This window comes from Flavobacterium palustre, assembly GCF_014639535.1.
Taxonomy (GTDB): Bacteria; Bacteroidota; Bacteroidia; order Flavobacteriales; family Flavobacteriaceae; genus Flavobacterium; species Flavobacterium palustre.
The window spans coordinates 18,516-36,861 of sequence record NZ_BMGA01000006.1; the positions used below are offsets into that span (position 1 = coordinate 18,516).

The window sequence follows — 18,346 nt, forward strand, 5'->3', positions numbered from 1 at the left end:
TGCATAACTTCGTTTTTTGTAACCAACTATTTGTAGTCTAAAAATGATCCATCAAGAAGAAGAATTCAAACGAACCATAGGCGTAATCGGTTTATCTGCTAATATTATGAATGTTATTATCGGAGCCGGAATTTTTGCACTTCCCGCCATTGTTGCAGCATCCATGGGAGCTTCTAGCATTATTGCTTATGTTTTTTGTGGAATTTTAATGGCACTTATCATGCTGTGTTTTGCAGAAGCTTCCAGCAAAGTAACCCAAACTGGAGGTGTTTATTCCTATATAGAAACAGCTTTTGGCCCTTATGCAGGTTTTCTGGCGGGTATTTTTACCGTTGGCGGCACACTTCTTGCCGATGCTGCCGTTTCTAATGCTTTGGTAAATGTTTTAGGTTCGACGCATCCGCTTTTTCAGGAACAATGGATACGTTTATTGTTTTTAATTACTGTTTTCGGAGGACTGGCATCTATTAATGTCATTGGTGTAAAACAAGGAATTGGTTTAGTCAAAATTAACACTGTTGCTAAATTAATTCCACTTTTATTATTAGTTATTTTTGGATGGGAAGCTGTTTCGATAAACAATCTGACTATCGAAAGTTTTCCTGATATCCAGCAACTGGGAAAAACTTCTTTGGTACTGTTTTTTGCATTTCAGGGTTGTGAATCGGGGATTGTGGTTTCAGGCGAAGTAATCAATCCCAAACGTACTATCCCAAAAGCAATTTTTATAAGTATTTCAGCAATCGTAGCCTTATATATGCTGATTCAAACTGTGGCACAGGGTGTTTTAGGAGATCAATTACCGCAATTTACCGCTACTCCGCTTGCCGCAACAGCCAATGTAATTTTTGGACCAATTGGTTTTGTAATTCTGACTGTGGGAGCTGCCGTTTCGATGTTTGGCTTTTTAAGTGGTGATATTTTAAACAATCCGAGAATGCTGTATGCTTTGTCACGAGACAAAACTATTCCAATTGCAGCTTTGGCCAAAATCCATCCTTCATTTGCAACTCCTTACCTATCCATTATCACTTATGCTTCAATTGGATTTATTATTGCTGCAACAGGAACTTTTGAAAGTCTGGTGGTTATTGCCAGCAGTTCTATACTAATTGTTTACTTGGGAGTCGTGTTTTCAGTAATTAAATTGCGTTACAGCCGGGAAACAAAGGCAGACGAATTTACTATTCCGGGAGGCTTAATCGTCCCTATTCTTTCCATCGCTATTATTCTTTATTTTTTATCCAATTTAACTCAGAATGAAATTATTGGAACGCTGATTGCAATTGGTGTTTTATCTGTTATTTATGTTGTAATTCGTTTTTCGAAGAAAAAATAACAATTATGCTTTTACACGAATTTACAAAGCAGATATAATTCATGGAATGCTACTTTTAGGAACTTACTAATTTGTGATAATTAGGTAAATTTATGTCCAATTATTTCCGATTATAAAGTGTCCTGCCCCTAATGCAGGATGTCTGTTTGCTTATAAATTTCATATCTTCGTTTTTATTAAAAAAAAAGCCTTTCAAAAATAAAAGAGGCGCTTTTTTTTGTGAACACAAAACTTTATTAACCATTATAAAAAGAAATGAAAAAAATCTGTTTATTCCTTATTGCTTTAACAGCAATTGTACCAAAAGCATTTTCGCAAAAAAACAATAAAGATATTTTCCCTGACGGAACTAAAATACCAACCTGGTTTTTAGATGCAAAAAAAATAGAACCGAGCGATTTAGGAAAATTCTATTCCGTAACCGATTACGGTACTTTAACCGACAGTACAATTGTACAAACGAAAGCTATCCAAAAAACTATTGATGAAGCTTATCGTAATGGTGGCGGAGTTGTAGTAATTCCGAAGGGAACTTTTATGAGCGGTGCTTTGTTTTTTCATCCTAATACTCATTTACACGTTTCAGAAGGAGCTATTTTAAAAGGTTCTGATAATATTAGTGATTATCCTATGATGCCTTCCAGAATAGAAGGACAAAGTATTGAATATTTTCCTGCCTTAGTTAATGCTTATGGTAACAATGGCTTTACTATTAGCGGTAAAGGAGCTATTGACGGAAATGGTTTGAAATACTGGGAAGCTTTTTGGCAAAGAAGAAAAGAAAATCCAAACTGTACTAACCTTGAAGTTTCAAGACCTCGTTTAGTATTTATTTGGAAATGCGACAATGTTCAGGTACAGGACGTAAAATTGCGCAACTCCGGATTCTGGACCAGTCACTACTACCAATGTAATAATGTAAAAGTAATTGATGTACGCATCACTTCACCACACGCGCCTGTAAAAGCACCAAGTACAGATGCTATCGATATTGACATTTGCAAAAACATGTTAATCAAAGGTTGTTACATGGCCGTAAACGATGATGCTATTGCTTTAAAAGGTGGAAAAGGTCCATGGGCTGATAAAGATGCCAGCAACGGTGGAAACGAAAACATCATTATCGAAAACTGTGATTTTGGATTTTGTCACGGTGCTTTAACTGCCGGAAGTGAAGCTATTCATAACAAAAATATCGTTGTTCGTAACTGTACTGTTGATAATGCAATTCGTCTTTTATGGTTAAAAATGCGTCCTGATACACCTCAAAAATACGAGTACATTACCGTTGAAAACATTACTGGTTATGCCAAAAGTATGATTTATGTAAAACCATGGACTCAGTTTTTTGATTTAAAAGGACGAAAAGATGTTCCATTATCTTATTGTGAAAACATTACTATGCGAAATATTGATATGAAATGTGATATTTTTTATGACATGAAAATCACTGAATACGACAAATTGAGCAACTTTACTTTTGAAAACTTAAAAGTGGAAGCTAAAAATGACGCTATAGACAAAAGTATCATCAAAGGTTTAAAACTTAAAAACGTCGTGGTCAACAACAAAACAATTAAATAATTACAGATATTTTCAGCTAATCTAATCATCAAAGGGTATAATATAATCTATTATGCCCTTTGTAATTTATAACCCCTTTTTCTATGAAATCGCCATTAACAACAAGTTTGCGTAAGCAAACACCAATAATAAAAAAGCGATAACATATATGACCACTAAAAAATAAATTTTACATATATGAAACTCCTCTCCTATTTTTCACTATTTCTGGGATTACTAAGCATTACTTTAAAAGCCCAAAACACTCCTGCTCCAATTAAATTAGTCGATATTTTATTAACAGCTAATCATCCCGATTGGAACTACAAACTCAACGAAGAGGCAACTGTAAAAATTAGTATTCTCAGATATGGTTCTCCTGTTGACAATGTAGAAATAGAATACCAATACGGTCCGGAACAATTGAATCCCGAGAAAAAAGGAATACTTAAATTAAAAAATGGTGTTGGCGAAATCAATATTGGAACAATGAATACTCCCGGTTTTCGTCAGTTAAAAGTACAGGCCAAAATTGATGGCTATGTGTATAAAAACGAAATTAAGGCGGGTTACGCTCCTTTTGAAATTCAGCCGACCGTAAGTTTACCAAAGGATTTTGACAGCTTTTGGAAAAAAGCAATTGATGAGAACAACAAAATCCCAATGGACGCTGTAGTAACCCACAAACCTGAATTCTCAACCGCTACAGTTGATGTATATTTGGTTCGTTTACAAAATTATAAATTGGGCAACTATTTTTATGGTTATTTAAGCAAACCCAAAGACAATAAACCACATCCGGTATTATTAAATCCTCCCGGTGCCGGAGTTAAAAAAATTGTTCCCGTAACTGCTTACGCCGAAAAAGGTTTTATTAGTCTCAGCATCGAAATTCACGGAGTTAATCCTGAAATAAATGAAAGTAACTTTCAGGAAATGAGAAAAAATCTTAGCGATTATTGGGCTATTAATTTAAACAACAAAGACAATTATTACTATAAAAGTGTATATTTAGGCTGCGTTCGTGCTATTGATTTCCTGACAAGTCTTCCTGAATTTGACAAGAAAAACGTAGTTGTAACCGGAGGCAGTCAGGGTGGTGCACTAACCATTGTTGCTGCCGGAATTGATAAAAGAGTCAATTACATCTCTTCTTTTTATCCTGCATTAAGTGATAATTCAGGCTATTTATATAACAGAGCCGGAGGCTGGCCCTCTATGTTTAGCGATAAATACCAAAACAACAGCCCTGAAAAAATAAAAACAATGGAGTACTATGATGTAGTGAATTTTGCCAAAAAAATCAGCGTTCCGGGCTTTTATTCCGCTGGATATAATGACAATACCTGCTCGCCTACTTCTACCCTTGCGGCATTTAATTCGGTGACAGCGCCAAAAGAAATCGTTATTACTCCTATTTCGGCTCACTGGCGATTTGGAGAAACAGATGATCAATCCATGAAATGGTTACGTGAAAAATGCGGAATACAATAGCTATATAACACTTTAATAATAAAATTATGACTAGAAAAACCACCTTTCTTATTTTAGTTTTACTCGCTGGAAGTCTGTCTTCTTATAGTCAGATAAAAGATTCCATAACCGATTATATTTCGGTTATCAAGACAAATGTTTATAAAGATTACAAAAAAATGTATCGTAAAGGCGGAGGATCATTAGTCTATCCTTTTCTTACTCCGGGAAGTAATCAATATGACAATGTATTGTGGGATTGGGATTCCTGGTTAAGTAACATTGCGCTCCGACAAATTCTAACAGACATTGGCACAGCAAAAGACAAAGAAGAAGCTATAAAATACGAACAAGGTTGTGTGCTTAACTTTTTACATTACGGAGATTGGGATGGCTATTTGCCAATTGTAATTTGGGAAGATTCAAAACCGCGTGATATTCGTCCTGAAAACATTTACGATGTCAATATGCACAAACCGGTTTTAGCGCAACACGCAGCATTCATTACAAAAACAAACGGCGGTGACGCTGAGTGGATTCGGGAAAAATTTTATCATCTTCAAACATTTGTAAACAACTACAAATCGCATCACAGAAACAAAGCTACGGGACTTTATTACTGGCAAAGTGATGTTGCTATAGGTGTAGATAATGATCCTGCAACGTTCTTCCGACCAAATAAAAGTTCGGCTTCTATTTACCTAAATTGTTTGATGTACAAAGAATTACTAGCAATGGTTTACTTAGCAGATCAACTGAATTTATCGAATGTAGGTAAAGAATTTGCTGCCGATGCTGAAAACCTGAAAGCTGCTATTCAAAAAAATTGTTGGGATGAAAGAGATGGTTTCTTTTATAGTGTGGATTTAAATTTACGTCCTGTTGCAAATGTTGAAGACAATACTTTAGGTCGTTCTTTTATCATTCACAGCGGTTATCCAAGAGATTACGATTGTTTAATTCAACGTATTGGCGCTTGGAGCGGATTTTTAGCTCTTTGGGCAGGCATCGCTACACCTGAACAGGCGGAAAGAATTGTTAAAGAACATTATTCGAATACAAAAACATTCAATGCTCCTGCGGGAGTGCGAACCCTTTCAAAAATGGAAAAAATGTACAGTTTGAGATCAAGTGCCAATCCGTCTAACTGGAGAGGTCCTATTTGGGGAATTTCAAACTATATGGTTTTTAAAGGCTTAGATAAATACGGTTACACCAAAGAAGCCAACGAATTAGCCCAAAAAACAATCAGTTTGTTTGGAAAAGATTTCAAGAAAAATGGTGCTTTACATGAATATTACGAACCCGAAACAGGTGTACCTATGTTGAACAAAGGATTTCAAAACTGGAATTACCTTGTTTTGAACATGGTAGCCTGGTTAGAAGGAAAAAAAGCAGTTGAAGAATTTTAAACTACTTTTAGAATACAGCTAAATTGGTTTTTATTTATTTCATCCAAATTTGTTTTACTACTTTTGCAGTTCCTAAAACATAAGACTATGTCCACAGCAAAAAAAGACTATAAAAAAATTACAACAAAGTCCTTAATCGATATGAAAGCGCAGGGAGAAAAAATCTCCATGTTAACTGCATACGATTTTACTATGGCTAAAATTGTGGATTCTGCCGGAATCGATGTGATACTTGTGGGAGATTCAGCTTCTAATGTGATGGCGGGACACGAAACCACTTTGCCTATTACTCTGGACCAAATGATTTATCACGCTTCTTCTGTTGTTAGAGGTGCCGACAGAGCTTTAGTCGTTGTCGATTTACCTTTTGGTAGTTATCAGTCAGATCCTAAAGAAGCTTTGCGTTCAGCTATTCGAATTATGAAAGAAAGTGGCGGTCATGCTGTGAAATTAGAAGGTGGTAAAGAAATTAAAGAATCCATCAAAAAAATATTAAATGCCGGAATTCCTGTAATGGGACACTTAGGTTTAACTCCGCAATCTATCTATAAATTTGGAACTTACACCGTAAGAGCTAAAGAAGAACAGGAAGCACTAAAATTAATTGAAGATGCTAAACTGTTAGAAAAACTAGGATGTTTCTCTTTAGTTTTAGAAAAAATCCCTGCCAAATTAGCCCAACAAATTGCCGAAAGTATTTCAATTCCTGTAATTGGTATTGGTGCCGGTTCAGGTGTTGATGGTCAGGTATTGGTTATTCACGATATGCTGGGAATGAATAACGAATTTAGTCCTCGTTTTTTAAGACGTTATATGAATCTTTACGAGGGAATGACTTCTGCCATTAGCCAATATGTTGATGATGTAAAGTCGAAAGATTTTCCAAACGAAAAAGAACAATATTAACAACTTGGAAGTTATTACATAAATCTTCTCTTTAACAAATCAACATAAAGATTAAATGCTCCAAAAACCACATACTTTTATAGTTATTCCTTGTTATAATGAGGAGAATGCTATTTCCGGCGAGTATTCGCATTTTTTAGAAAATTATTCCGATGCCTCCATTTGCTTTGTAAATGATGGTTCAACCGATAATACACTTGCTATCTTAGAGCAATTAAAACAAAAACACCCCAACCAGATTGTTGTGCTTCCATTACAAAAAAATGTGGGAAAAGCAGAAGCTGTCCGCCAAGGTATTCAGTATTGTATTGAAAATTTTGATTTCGAAAATATTGGTTATCTGGACGCTGATTTAGCGACAACACTGGAAGAATTCATGGTTGTTAAAAATAATTTAGATAGTGAAATTGTTTTTTGTTTTGGTTCCCGTATTCGAAAAATAGGTTCTACTATTGAAAGAGAAAACAGCCGATTCCTGATTGGACGTATTATTGCCACCTTTATTTCCAATATTCTGGATATAAAAGTTTACGATACGCAGTGTGGCTGCAAAGTTTTTACAAAAGAAATTGCGCCACTTGTATTTGAAAAAGAATTTATTTCAAAATGGTTATTTGATGTGGAATTATTTTTCAGAATGATGAATCATTTTGGAAAAGAAAAAGCCTTGGTTAAAATGAAAGAAATTCCACTTAAATCATGGATTGAAAAAGGAAATTCAAAAGTAAAGCCTACTTACTTTTTTAAACTTTGGCTTGATTTATACAACATCAAAAAAAGATACACTAAATAATAATCAAAGATTATGTTGAAAACCTTCTTAGATAAATTCAAATCAAATAATTACATTCTTTTCTTTTCGGTAATTGTACTGATTCTTTTCAGATTATTTCTCACAGCAAGTATTCCGTTGTTAGATAAAACAGAGGCTCGCTATGCCGAAATTGCCCGAATTATGTGGGAAACCAATCAATGGATTGTTCCGGAAACCGATTATGGAGTTCCGTTTTGGGCAAAACCTCCATTGTCAACATGGACATCAGCAATTAGTTTTCTGGTTTTTGGCGTGAGTGCATTTGCCGCTCGTTTTCCTTCATTACTTATCAATGTGCTGATAATTATTCTGTGCGGGAAATTAGTCGAGAAAAAAGGAGCTTCTTTCTATCTTCCGGGATTTATATTATTAACTATGCCAGAATTTTTAATTCATACCGGTGTAGTTTCTACTGATACTACCTTATTGTTTTGCGTGACATTAATGATGATTTCGTTTTGGAAAGCCATCAACAGCGAAAAAAGAAATTATTGGAATTACCTCTTTTTTGTGGGGTTAGGTCTTGGATTTCTAGCCAAAGGCCCGCTAATAATGGTATTAACCTTCCCTCCTCTTTTTATATGGTGTTGTTTGGATTGGAATCGTTTTAAACTGCTTTTTTCAAAATTTGCAATCCTTATCGGAATACTTATAACAGCAATTATTGCAATTCCCTGGTATTATTTTGCCGAACAGCAATCACCGGGATTTTTAAATTATTTTATTATTGGCGAACATTACAAACGCTTTGTCGAATCGGGCTGGAAAGGTGATTTATACGGAAAACCTAAAACTCAGCCTATAGGAATGATTTGGGCATTTATGCTTGCTTTTGGATTTCCCTGGGTACAAATTGTTTTTTATAAACTTTGGAAAAACAGAAAAAATATTCTTCAAAATAACTGGGTTAGCTTTTTAGTACTTTGGTTACTATGGACACCTGTTTTCTTTACCTTATCTAAGAACATTTTACATACCTATATGTTACCTGTAACCGTGCCTATTATGCTTTTAATGGTACATTATTGGGAAGATTTTAAAAGTAAAAAAGTCCTTTTCCGCCTTGGATTGTTTTTCCCTGCAGTAATTTTTGTGTTTTATTTTGGTTTTGTGGCAACAGGAAATTTAGATTATAAAATGAATTCCGACAAGTACATGCTGGAACGCTTAGATATAAACAATCAAAACATTCAATTGTATTACTGGAAGGAAAAAAACTATTCCGGACAATTTTACTCTAATGGAAAAGCACAATTGGTTAAAAACGAACAGGAATTAGATTCGGTTTCTAAAATTCATCCTAAGTTTTTCCTGGTAACACTAAAAAAAGCACAACATAGCATTCCGGAAAACCAGTTAAGTAAAATGACCCTAAAAGATCAAAATTACAAAACCGCTATTTTTATATCTAAATAACCGGATTAATGAAAGAGCTTTCTACTAAAAATAACCTTCAGGTCTTGCATGAAGACAATCACATTATTGTTGTCAATAAGCGTGTGGGTGACATTGTTCAAGGCGATAAAACAGGAGACAAACCATTAAGCGAAGTTGTTAAAGAATATATCAAAGACAAATACAACAAACCGGGTGAAGTTTTTCTGGGAGTGGTACACCGTTTAGACCGTCCTACAACCGGAATTGTAGTTTTTGCCAGAACCAGTAAGGCTTTAACCCGATTGAATGAATTGTTTAAAAACAGAGAAACTCAAAAAACCTATTGGGCGGTTGTAAAAAATAAGCCTTCGCAAAACGAAGCTAAACTAATTCATTACATCAAAAGAAACGAAAAAAACAATACTTCTAAAGCCTATTTAAAAGAAGTTCCTGATAGCAAAGTGGCCAGTTTAGATTACCAAATTATCAAAGAACTCAACAATTATTTTGCCTTAGAAATCAATTTACACACAGGAAGACACCATCAAATTAGAGCGCAACTTGCTGCTATTGGCTGTCCTATAAAAGGCGATTTGAAATACGGATTTGACCGAAGCAATCCTGATGGAGGCATTCATTTACACGCCCGAAAATTAGTTTTTGTACATCCTGTTTCCAAAGAAACACTCACCATCATTGCACCGGTACCCAATGATGTTATTTGGAATGCTGTATAAATTGTTTTGTAATTCCGTTTTAAAAATATAAACCGTAGCTTTATAGCTCAATTATTGGCACTAAAAACAACTATGAAATCAACTAAAGAGCATATTGAGGACTTGAAAAAAAATGGTTATTCCTTAGAATTTGAAACTGTTTTTAATCTTGCTTTTGAAAATTATAAAAAAATTGCAATATATGCCGGTTTACTAATTTTAGTTTTTACTGTCTTTTTTATAATTGCATCTTTAATTATCATTGGTTTTACCTACGGTTTGGAAAATTTTCAGCAACTAATAACGCCTGGAAATTTCGACCCTAAAAACCTGACAGATAAATTTTTACTAACTTACATCGGCAGTATTACTTTATTGAATTGTTTAATTAGTCCTTTTTTAGCGGGACTTATCAAAATGGCTCATTTTGCTCAAATCGATCAGGAATTTCATGTTGCAAATGTTTTCGAATACTATCGTTTTTCTTACTTTAAAGAGCTTTTCCTGGCCACATTAATCATTACAATTCTAAGCATGGGATTTTCTTCAATGCTGGATGCAACAGGAATTCCTATGTTAGGTTTCATGGTATCGTTAACAATTTCAGTACTAAATATACTTACAATTCCGTTAATTATTTTCAGCAAATTCAATGCTGTAGAAGCCATAACAACCAGTATCAATTTAGTTTTAAAACAACCGTTGCTGTTATTTGCATTAATGATTATTGTTTATTTGGCTATTCTAACCGGAATTTTCTTTTTTTTCATTGGATTTTTCTTCACACTGCCTTTTATGTACTCTATGTATTATGCCGTTTACAGCTGTATTATCGGATTTAGAGAATAAAATATTTTCTCTAAATCTTTTTCCATAAAAGCGTTACATTTTCTTTTTATTATTGTTATTTTTAGCAAAATTTCCACAACTATTTGTTAAAACATTACGATTTTAATTGTTTAAATATGATACAATACTATACTTTTTTATTAAATCAACTTACGGAAAGTATTGCTTCAAGTGTTAGTAAAAATTTATCTACAATTAAAATGTTTGACATAATGAATCAATTGCCAATTGATAAAAATTTATATCGAACAGTTGTTCCGTTTATATTTTTCAGCATCTTTTTATTGATTTATAAATTCCATAAAATCAAATACGCTTTAGGAAATAAATTTATAAAAGATTTTACCCCGCAAAATGCTGAAAACAAAGAATGCCAGCTTCATTTTCTATTTCTGGGACTTATTGTTTTAATTTTAGAATTAACCTTTGAGTTCTTTAAATTAAGACCCAAAAGCATGTTGCTTGTTAACGTAAGTATCTCGTTGTTACTAATTAGCATTGCTTATTTAAGCACCCGCTTTGAGTTTATTTTTCGAAACATAAAAAAGATTTTCCGAATTGTTTTCTTCCTTGGATTTCTTAAAGTAGCCTCTAATTTAATTTACTCCAGTAATGACAATATACCTTTTTTAAGTTTTTTACTCTTTGTCTATTTCTCCTACAACATCTTAAAACCTTTAAGACTCTATGTCCTTTTTGTATTCTTTACATTTGCTTACCTCATTGGTATTTCTATACTAAAACTTGCTCCTCTTGATAACATTACGGTTACTTTCAATTATACTCTGGTAGTAGTTTGTATCAATTTTATCCGTCACATGTCGATTCAGGATGTGAACGAAAAATTTCAATTCAACAACCAAATAATCAATAAAGGAAATTCGCTTACTATGGCGAAAAACAAAAAAAACGAAATTGTTTTTTGCAGCGAAAATGTAGCGTCCATATTAGGTTATACCGTTAAGGAAATTATGGGTTACGGTTATTATAATCTAACCGATAATCCGGAAATCACCTCCAAAGAATCTTTTGAAAGTCAAATAAACGATAAAATTTTTGTACGGAAATTAAAATGCAAAAACGGACAATACAAATTTATTCAATGGAAGAACAAGCAATTCTCTGACGATTTAATTATCGGTATTGGTCAGGATATTACCAATGAAATTCACATACAAAATCAATATAAAAATTTAGTCGAAAACGCTCCCGATTTTATCTATGAAATTGATTTGGAAGGCAAAATTATTTTTGCCAACAATTATACTTTAAAAACCTTAGGATACGAAGAAAATGAAGTAATCAACGAACCTTATTCCTGTTTCATACGCAAAGACTTCCTTAGTATAATTGACGCTTTTTACAACAATCATCAGGAAAGTAATTTAGAATTTCCGGTACTGGAAGTTCCTGTTTTAAGAAAAAACGGAGAAACAGTATGGATTGCCCAAAAACTAATGGTTGCTCAAGATGATTTTGGAAAAATAAAAGGCTATTCCAGTATTGCCAGAGATATTACTTTTATTAAAAACATCGATATTGAAAAGCAAAAAAGAGAAGAAAAAAATAAAAAATACAATGAGAATTTAAAACAATTTACTGCTAAAAGCTATTCGACAGAAGAAACCTTAGAGAGCAAATTAAAACTCATTCTCGAAAATACCGCAAAAACTATCGAAGCCAACCGAATTAGTTATTGGGAATATTTCAACGATTCCATTAAATGCCTTCAATTTTATGATTTAAAATCCAATGAATTTGCCAATGGTTGCGAATTACATAAAAAGGATTTTCCTAAGTATTTTAACTCCATAGAAAACAAAACTCCATTAGTAGCTTCGGATGTTAAAAACAATCCGTTAACAAAGGAATTATACGCTAATTATCTTAAGAAAAACGATATTTATTCGATGATAGACACACCTGTTTTTATCAACGGAGAACTAATCGGTATTCTGTGTATCGAAGTTACCGATGCCATCAAACAATGGGATAACGAAGATATTAATTTTGCCAGAGCCATTGCCGATAGTATCACCATCGCATTTGAATCGAAAAGAAGACTGGAAGTAGAACAAAAACTGACTTACAAAAGTGATTTGCTTTCGGCAATGAACTTATGTACCGAACGATTTCTGAAGGTTAAAAACATTGATGCTATTTTTACGGATCTTCTTATTATTATTGGAAAATCGACCAAATCCTATCGAAGTTTTTACTACCAACTCGATTCCGAAAACCAAACCATCAGTCAAAAATACCGTTGGACAAGCGGTAACGAATTTTTAAACGAAATCAATCCGGCTTATCAAAATCTGCCTTATGCTTTTTTTGGCGGTTTCAATCCTGATATGATAGAAAACAGAGGATATCATGTTCTTACTTCTGCTATAGAAAATCCCGAATTACGACAAAAACTTCAAACTCTGGATGCAGTTTCCCTGATGTTATTTCCTGTTTTTGTAAAAAACAAATTGCATGGTGTACTGGGTTTAAACGATTTGAATGAAGATCGGATTTGGGCAGAAGATGAAGTTCAAATTTTACAAACATTAACGATGAATATTGGCTCTTCAATTGAACGAATTGAGAACGAAATTACTATTAATGAAAGTGAAGAAAAATTCAGATTATTAGCCAATAATATTCCTGGAACAGTCTATCTATCTGAAAATGACGAAGATTACACTAAAATTTATCTCAACGACGAAATTGAAAAACTAACCGGCTATCCTAAAGAGGAATTTCTTGAAAAAAGAATCATTTATAAAAACCTAATTCATCCCGATGATTTAGAAAAAACACTTTTAAAATCAAGTGCTAAACTGGCAAAATTAGAAGCTTTTCATTTAACGTATCGTATCATCAATAGAAAAGGAGACATTGTTTGGGTAGATGAATTTGTAGATACAGTTGTAAAAAACGGTGAAATTAAATACATCGAAGGCATCATGCTGGATATTAGCAAACGTAAAGAGGCCGAAAAAGCAATTAAGGCGAAAGAATATGCCGAAACGGCTAATAAAGCGAAATCGGAATTTTTAGCTAATATGAGCCATGAAATCAGAACGCCACTCAATGGAATTATAGGTTTTACCGATTTACTGATGAAAACAAAACTGGACCACATCCAGGAAAAACACATGATTACCGTCAATCAATCGGCACATACTTTACTCGAAATTGTAAATGATATTTTGGATTTTTCAAAAATAGAAGCCGGAAAACTGGAACTACACGTTGAAAAACAAAAAATAAAAGAATTACTGACTCAGGTTATCGACCTAATCCAATTTGAAGCCAATCAGAAAAAATTAAAATTAGAATTAAATATCGCCAGCGATGTTCCTGACTATTTCTGGATAGACGTTGTGAGAGTCAAACAAGTACTAATGAATTTACTTTCTAATGCTGTTAAATTTACCGAAAAAGGTTCTGTAAAATTAAACATTAGTGTAAAAGAAAAAATAACCGATAATCAAACTAAAATTCGCTTTTCTGTTATTGACACAGGAATAGGAATTTTAGAGCAAAATCAAAAGAAAATATTCAAAGCCTTCTCTCAGGAAGACAGTTCAACAACCAAGAAATTCGGAGGTACAGGTTTAGGACTGACTATTTCAAACAAACTGTTGAACTTAATGGAGAGTTGCCTGAAATTAAAAAGTGAGACAGGAAAAGGAAGCTGTTTCTATTTTGATTTGGATTTAAAAACAAATAATCAGGAATTAGAATTAAAACCGTCGGAACAACTAATAATCAACGTAGAAAATCCGAACTTTTTTAAAGAGAATCCTAATTATAAAAATGCTAAAATTTTGCTTGTTGAAGACAACAAAATCAACATGCTTTTACTAAAAACCATTATAAAAAACACCATTCCGGAAGCAAAAATTTTTGAAGCAGCAAATGGTCTTGAGGCAATTACCCAATTTGAAACTATCCTGCCCGACATTATTTTTATGGACATTCAAATGCCAATAATGAATGGTTATGAAGCCACCGAAGAAATTAGAAAACTCACATCTGGAAAAAATGTGCCTATTATTGCCATTACTGCCGGAGCCGAAAAAGAAGAAAGAAGCAAATGCCTCGAAATAGACATGAACGACTACATTTCGAAACCAATCGTAAAAGGAGTAGTAGAAAAAACACTCGCTAAATGGATTGAATAATTCTTATGGTAATTTGACTCAAAATAGTTGGTAGTTATTGTTTTAAACTGATATGTCCTTTTGAAAATAAATATTATTATATACCCAAATTGTCTAAAATGAGAATCTATCTATACAACATCTAAAAACGTGAAAAGCACAGTATAATGCTGTGCTTTTTGTATTAATAACATTTTTTACTTCATCAAAAATTGAATTAATTAACCGCAAATTACACAAATTTTCACAAATAGATTTGCGTTAATTTGTGCAATTTGCGGTTAAAAAACTTTTCAAATCTACCCTCCAATCGCAATCATAGAACGATTATCCTGATTTAAAACAGGATTATCGACATCTTCAATGGTTGTCATTCCTGCCCTAACTTTTTTCTTGTTTCTAATGGCTGTGGTAATAATACTCTCGATTGCTTCCCCATTTCTGTAAGCGGTAAGTAAATCGGTTTCTGAATTAGAAAACAAGCAATTCTTGATTTTTCCATTTGCCGTAAGACGAATTCTATTGCAGCCATCACAAAACGGATTCGTAATCGAACTAATAATTCCGAAGCTTCCCAAATAATTTTTTATCTTAAATTCTCTGGCGGTGAAGTTTTTTTCATCTTGTAGTTTTTCCAAATTAGATTCCGAAAAATGAGTAGAAAGTTGGTCTAAAATTTCTGTTTGAGAAACCATTTTACTTCTGTCCCATTGATTTCCAGCAAAAGGCATGAATTCGATAAAACGAATCGAAATAGGTAAAGATTCTGTAAGATTAATAAAATCAATGATTTCGTTATCGTTAAAACCTTTAATCAAAACCACATTTACCTTTACCTTAAAATCATTATTTAGCAGTAAATGCAAATTATCAATTACCTTTTCAAATTGATTGCGAAGTGTAATCGTGTTGAATTTGGATGGAACTAAAGTATCCAGACTCAAATTGATTTTTTTGACTTTAAATAGCTTTAAAACTTCTATATGTCTGTCAATTAAAATTCCGTTGGTAGTAATCGAAATTTCGGTTTCTAATTGAGCCAGTTTCTCAATAATTTCAGGAAAATCTTTTCGCAACAGCGGTTCGCCTCCTGTCAATCTTATTTTGTTAACTCCATTATTTACGAATGTTTGGGCAATAGCAAAAACCTCATCGGCAGTCATTAACTCTTTTTTTGGAGTTAATGCAATTCCCTCAGCAGGCATGCAATAAGTACAACGTAAATTGCATTTCTCGATTAAAGAAATACGCAAATAGTTGTGTTTACGACCAAAATCATCCGTTAATATGGTGTTATTTGGTATCATGATTACTCCCTTTTAGGATGTGAAAAACATGCAAAACATGCGGAAAAACAGCATCCATCGATTCTTTAGCACCGTTAACTGAACCCGGCAAAGCCAAAATTAAACTGTCTCCGATAGTTCCCGCCACTGAACGCGAAAGCATGGCATACGGCATTCGGTCCTGACCGTAATTGCGAATCGCCTCTTCGATTCCCGGAATTCTGTTTTCTAATAATGGTTCTAATGCTTCTGGCGTGACATCTCTTGGCGAAAGCCCAGTCCCTCCGGTAAAAATGACCAATTGGTTATCTTCAGCATATTTTTTAGTTCTGTCTTGAATAAAATCAATTTCGTCAGGAATGATTTCGTAATGCGAGGTTTCAACCCCGTAAGACTCTAATTTCTCAACGATAACTTTACCTGAACGGTCTTCTTTATCTCCTGTAAAAATAGAATCGGAACAAACAAAAACAGCCGCTTTTAAAACATCACGGAACTTGTTTTTATAAGATGATTTTCCACCTTTTTTCTCCACTAATTTAATAGTCGAAATTTCGATATTCTTATCAATCGGTTTCAACATATCATACATCGTCAACGCCACAATAGACGCGCCGTGCATGGCTTCTACCTCAACACCGGTTTTGTAAACCGTTTTTACTGTAAAAAGAATATCTATCGTTAAATCCTTGATTTCATAAGCCACCGCCGTATATTCAATTGGCAGCGGATGACAATCAGGAATCGATAAATGTGTGTTTTTTACAGCAAATAAACCTGCTGTTTTAGCCATTTCAAGCACATTGCCTTTGGGAACCAAATTTTTCTCAATAGCTTCAATAGTTTCCGGCAAACTCACTTTTACAGTTGCCATAGCTGTTGCTGAGCGCAACGTACTTATTTTATGGGTAATATCTACCATTTTTATTTATTTTGCTTCCAAACGAAGTCTTCATTTTCAAATATTTCTTTACCAAAGATAGGTACTTCGGTTTTAATCCAGTTTACGATGGCTTCAGTAGCTTCATAAACCTGTGAGCGGTGTCCTGCAGAAACAAAGACAAACAAACAAATTTCGCCTGCTTTAACCACGCCCAAACTATGATAAATATGCATACAAACCAGGTCAAATTGAGCAAAAGCCCTTTCTCTGATTACACTTAAAGCTTCATTAGCCATTTCTTCATAAGCGGTATATTCTATCGCTTTTACCACATTTTCATCATGAACATCGGCACGAACCTGACCCAAAAAAATATTGTGTGCCCCAATCGTGTGCTTTCCTTGATGTTTGGCAATCGATTCGGCTATAAATTCAGGAGAAATTGCTCCTTCTATGAAAACTTTTTTACTCATGATTTTATTTTTTAAGAAACAGAAACAGTATTAGTTGCTATAATTCCTTGCAATTTTAAAGCACCACCTGCAATACTCTGTACTTTTAAAAACGAATGTTTTTTTAGTATTTCAACTGCTTTTTTACTTCTCATTCCCGATTGACAATACACTAACAACATTTTATTCGGATCTAATTGATCTAAATTCTCTTCTAAATCCACCAATGGAATTTGGATATTATTAGGCAAACTTATTTTCGGTAATTCCTCTTCATTTCTAACATCCAGAAAAAGAACATCAGGATTTTCTATTTGTTCCAAAGCTTCTTTGGGAGAAATTTCTAAAACAGAAGTAGCAACTACATTGTATTTATTTTCGAAATCCAATTGGCTCAATGGAGTTATATTGGTTTTAACCAACTCAAATTTTTGTTGGTCGTTGTTGAGCATATTATAAATCAACAATTCACCCGAAAGTACATTCCCTATTCCAAGAACCATTTTCAAAACTTCATTGGCCTGAAACATTCCAATAATTCCCACCGAAATCCCCATTACTCCGGCATCAACACAGTTTTTACTGTTAGAAGATTCATCCGGAAAAAGACAGCGGTATGTAGGTCCGTTTTGATAATTAAACACCGAAAGCTGCCCTTGGAATTTATAAATGGAACCGTAAACAAAAGGTTTATTGGTAACCACACAGGCATCGTTAATTAAATATTTGGTGTGTAAATTATCCGTGGCGTCGACCATAATGTCATAGTACTCGAATAGTGCAAGAGCATTTTTAGCATTAAGAGTATCGGTAATGGCATTAATTTGTATCGAAGGATTCAAAGACAAAGCCATTTCTTTAGCTTCCAGTGCTTTTGATTTTCCTACCGCATCATTTCTGTAAATTACCTGACGTTGTAGGTTACTGATTTCAATGGAGTCATCATCAATAATTCCTATTTCTCCAATTCCGGCTGCTGCCAAATACGGTAAAATTGCCGCACCTAAACCACCGGCACCAATAATCAATACCTTAGCTTGACCTAGTTTTTGCTGGCCTTTTTCGCCAACTTCAGGAAGTATTATTTGTCGATTGTATCGCATAATTGCTACCAATTAAGAA

The 18,346-nt window shown here is 33.8% G+C and carries 14 protein-coding genes; 10 read left to right on the forward strand and 4 right to left on the reverse strand.

The window, feature by feature from the left end; genetic code table 11:
* Positions 1-43 precede the first annotated feature (43 nt).
* The 10 genes from IEV84_RS11780 (at position 44) to IEV84_RS11825 (ending at position 14,624) form a co-directional block, all read left to right on the forward strand.
* Positions 44-1,339 (forward strand): APC family permease, encoded by a 1,296-nt coding sequence (locus IEV84_RS11780; protein ID WP_188494480.1) that lies wholly within the window; start codon positions 44-46, stop codon positions 1,337-1,339.
* A gap of 255 nt (positions 1,340-1,594) precedes the next feature.
* Positions 1,595-2,923, forward strand: coding sequence for a rhamnogalacturonidase (locus IEV84_RS11785; RefSeq protein ID WP_188494481.1), 1,329 nt, complete (start codon positions 1,595-1,597; stop codon positions 2,921-2,923).
* Between the two features lie 177 nt (positions 2,924-3,100).
* The gene (locus IEV84_RS11790) at positions 3,101-4,396 is read left to right on the forward strand and encodes an acetylxylan esterase (RefSeq protein ID WP_188494482.1); all 1,296 of its coding nucleotides are present in this window, start codon (positions 3,101-3,103) and stop codon (positions 4,394-4,396) included.
* A 26-nt stretch (positions 4,397-4,422) separates the two neighbouring features.
* Positions 4,423-5,787: an MGH1-like glycoside hydrolase domain-containing protein gene (locus IEV84_RS11795; protein WP_188494483.1), complete on the forward strand. Its 1,365-nt coding sequence runs from the start codon at positions 4,423-4,425 to the stop codon at positions 5,785-5,787.
* 87 nt (positions 5,788-5,874) lie between these two features.
* The gene (panB, locus tag IEV84_RS11800; RefSeq protein ID WP_071185534.1) at positions 5,875-6,693 is read left to right on the forward strand and encodes a 3-methyl-2-oxobutanoate hydroxymethyltransferase; all 819 of its coding nucleotides are present in this window, start codon (positions 5,875-5,877) and stop codon (positions 6,691-6,693) included.
* A 55-nt stretch (positions 6,694-6,748) separates the two neighbouring features.
* Entirely contained in the window at positions 6,749-7,486 is a 738-nt protein-coding gene (locus IEV84_RS11805) for a glycosyltransferase (protein ID WP_188494484.1), read from the forward strand.
* 12 nt (positions 7,487-7,498) lie between these two features.
* A complete protein-coding gene (locus IEV84_RS11810; protein ID WP_188494485.1) occupies positions 7,499-8,923 on the forward strand; it encodes an ArnT family glycosyltransferase in 1,425 nt (474 codons plus the stop codon).
* A gap of 8 nt (positions 8,924-8,931) precedes the next feature.
* Positions 8,932-9,621, forward strand: coding sequence for an RluA family pseudouridine synthase (locus IEV84_RS11815; protein ID WP_188494486.1), 690 nt, complete (start codon positions 8,932-8,934; stop codon positions 9,619-9,621).
* Positions 9,622-9,693: 72 nt separating this feature from the next.
* The gene (locus IEV84_RS11820) at positions 9,694-10,449 is read left to right on the forward strand and encodes a hypothetical protein (RefSeq protein WP_188494487.1); all 756 of its coding nucleotides are present in this window, start codon (positions 9,694-9,696) and stop codon (positions 10,447-10,449) included.
* A 116-nt stretch (positions 10,450-10,565) separates the two neighbouring features.
* The gene (locus tag IEV84_RS11825) at positions 10,566-14,624 is read left to right on the forward strand and encodes a PAS domain S-box protein (protein WP_188494488.1); all 4,059 of its coding nucleotides are present in this window, start codon (positions 10,566-10,568) and stop codon (positions 14,622-14,624) included.
* Between the two features lie 278 nt (positions 14,625-14,902).
* Here IEV84_RS11825 and moaA read toward each other — a convergent pair whose 3' ends face one another.
* Genes moaA through IEV84_RS11845 form a run of 4 tightly spaced genes read right to left on the reverse strand, consistent with a single transcriptional unit; the run spans position 14,903 to position 18,327 of the window.
* Entirely contained in the window at positions 14,903-15,910 is a 1,008-nt protein-coding gene (gene moaA / locus IEV84_RS11830; protein WP_188494489.1) for a GTP 3',8-cyclase MoaA, read from the reverse strand.
* A complete protein-coding gene (gene moaCB / locus IEV84_RS11835; protein WP_188494490.1) occupies positions 15,897-16,811 on the reverse strand; it encodes a bifunctional molybdenum cofactor biosynthesis protein MoaC/MoaB in 915 nt (304 codons plus the stop codon). Before moaCB ends, moaA begins: the two co-directional genes overlap by 14 nt.
* Before the next feature lie 2 nt (positions 16,812-16,813).
* Positions 16,814-17,245 carry a molybdenum cofactor biosynthesis protein MoaE gene (locus tag IEV84_RS11840; RefSeq protein ID WP_188494491.1) on the reverse strand — a complete coding sequence of 144 codons (432 nt, stop codon included), beginning with the start codon at positions 17,243-17,245 and terminating at the stop codon, positions 16,814-16,816.
* A gap of 11 nt (positions 17,246-17,256) precedes the next feature.
* Positions 17,257-18,327, reverse strand: coding sequence for a HesA/MoeB/ThiF family protein (locus tag IEV84_RS11845; protein ID WP_188494492.1), 1,071 nt, complete (start codon positions 18,325-18,327; stop codon positions 17,257-17,259).
* Positions 18,328-18,346 lie beyond the last annotated feature (19 nt).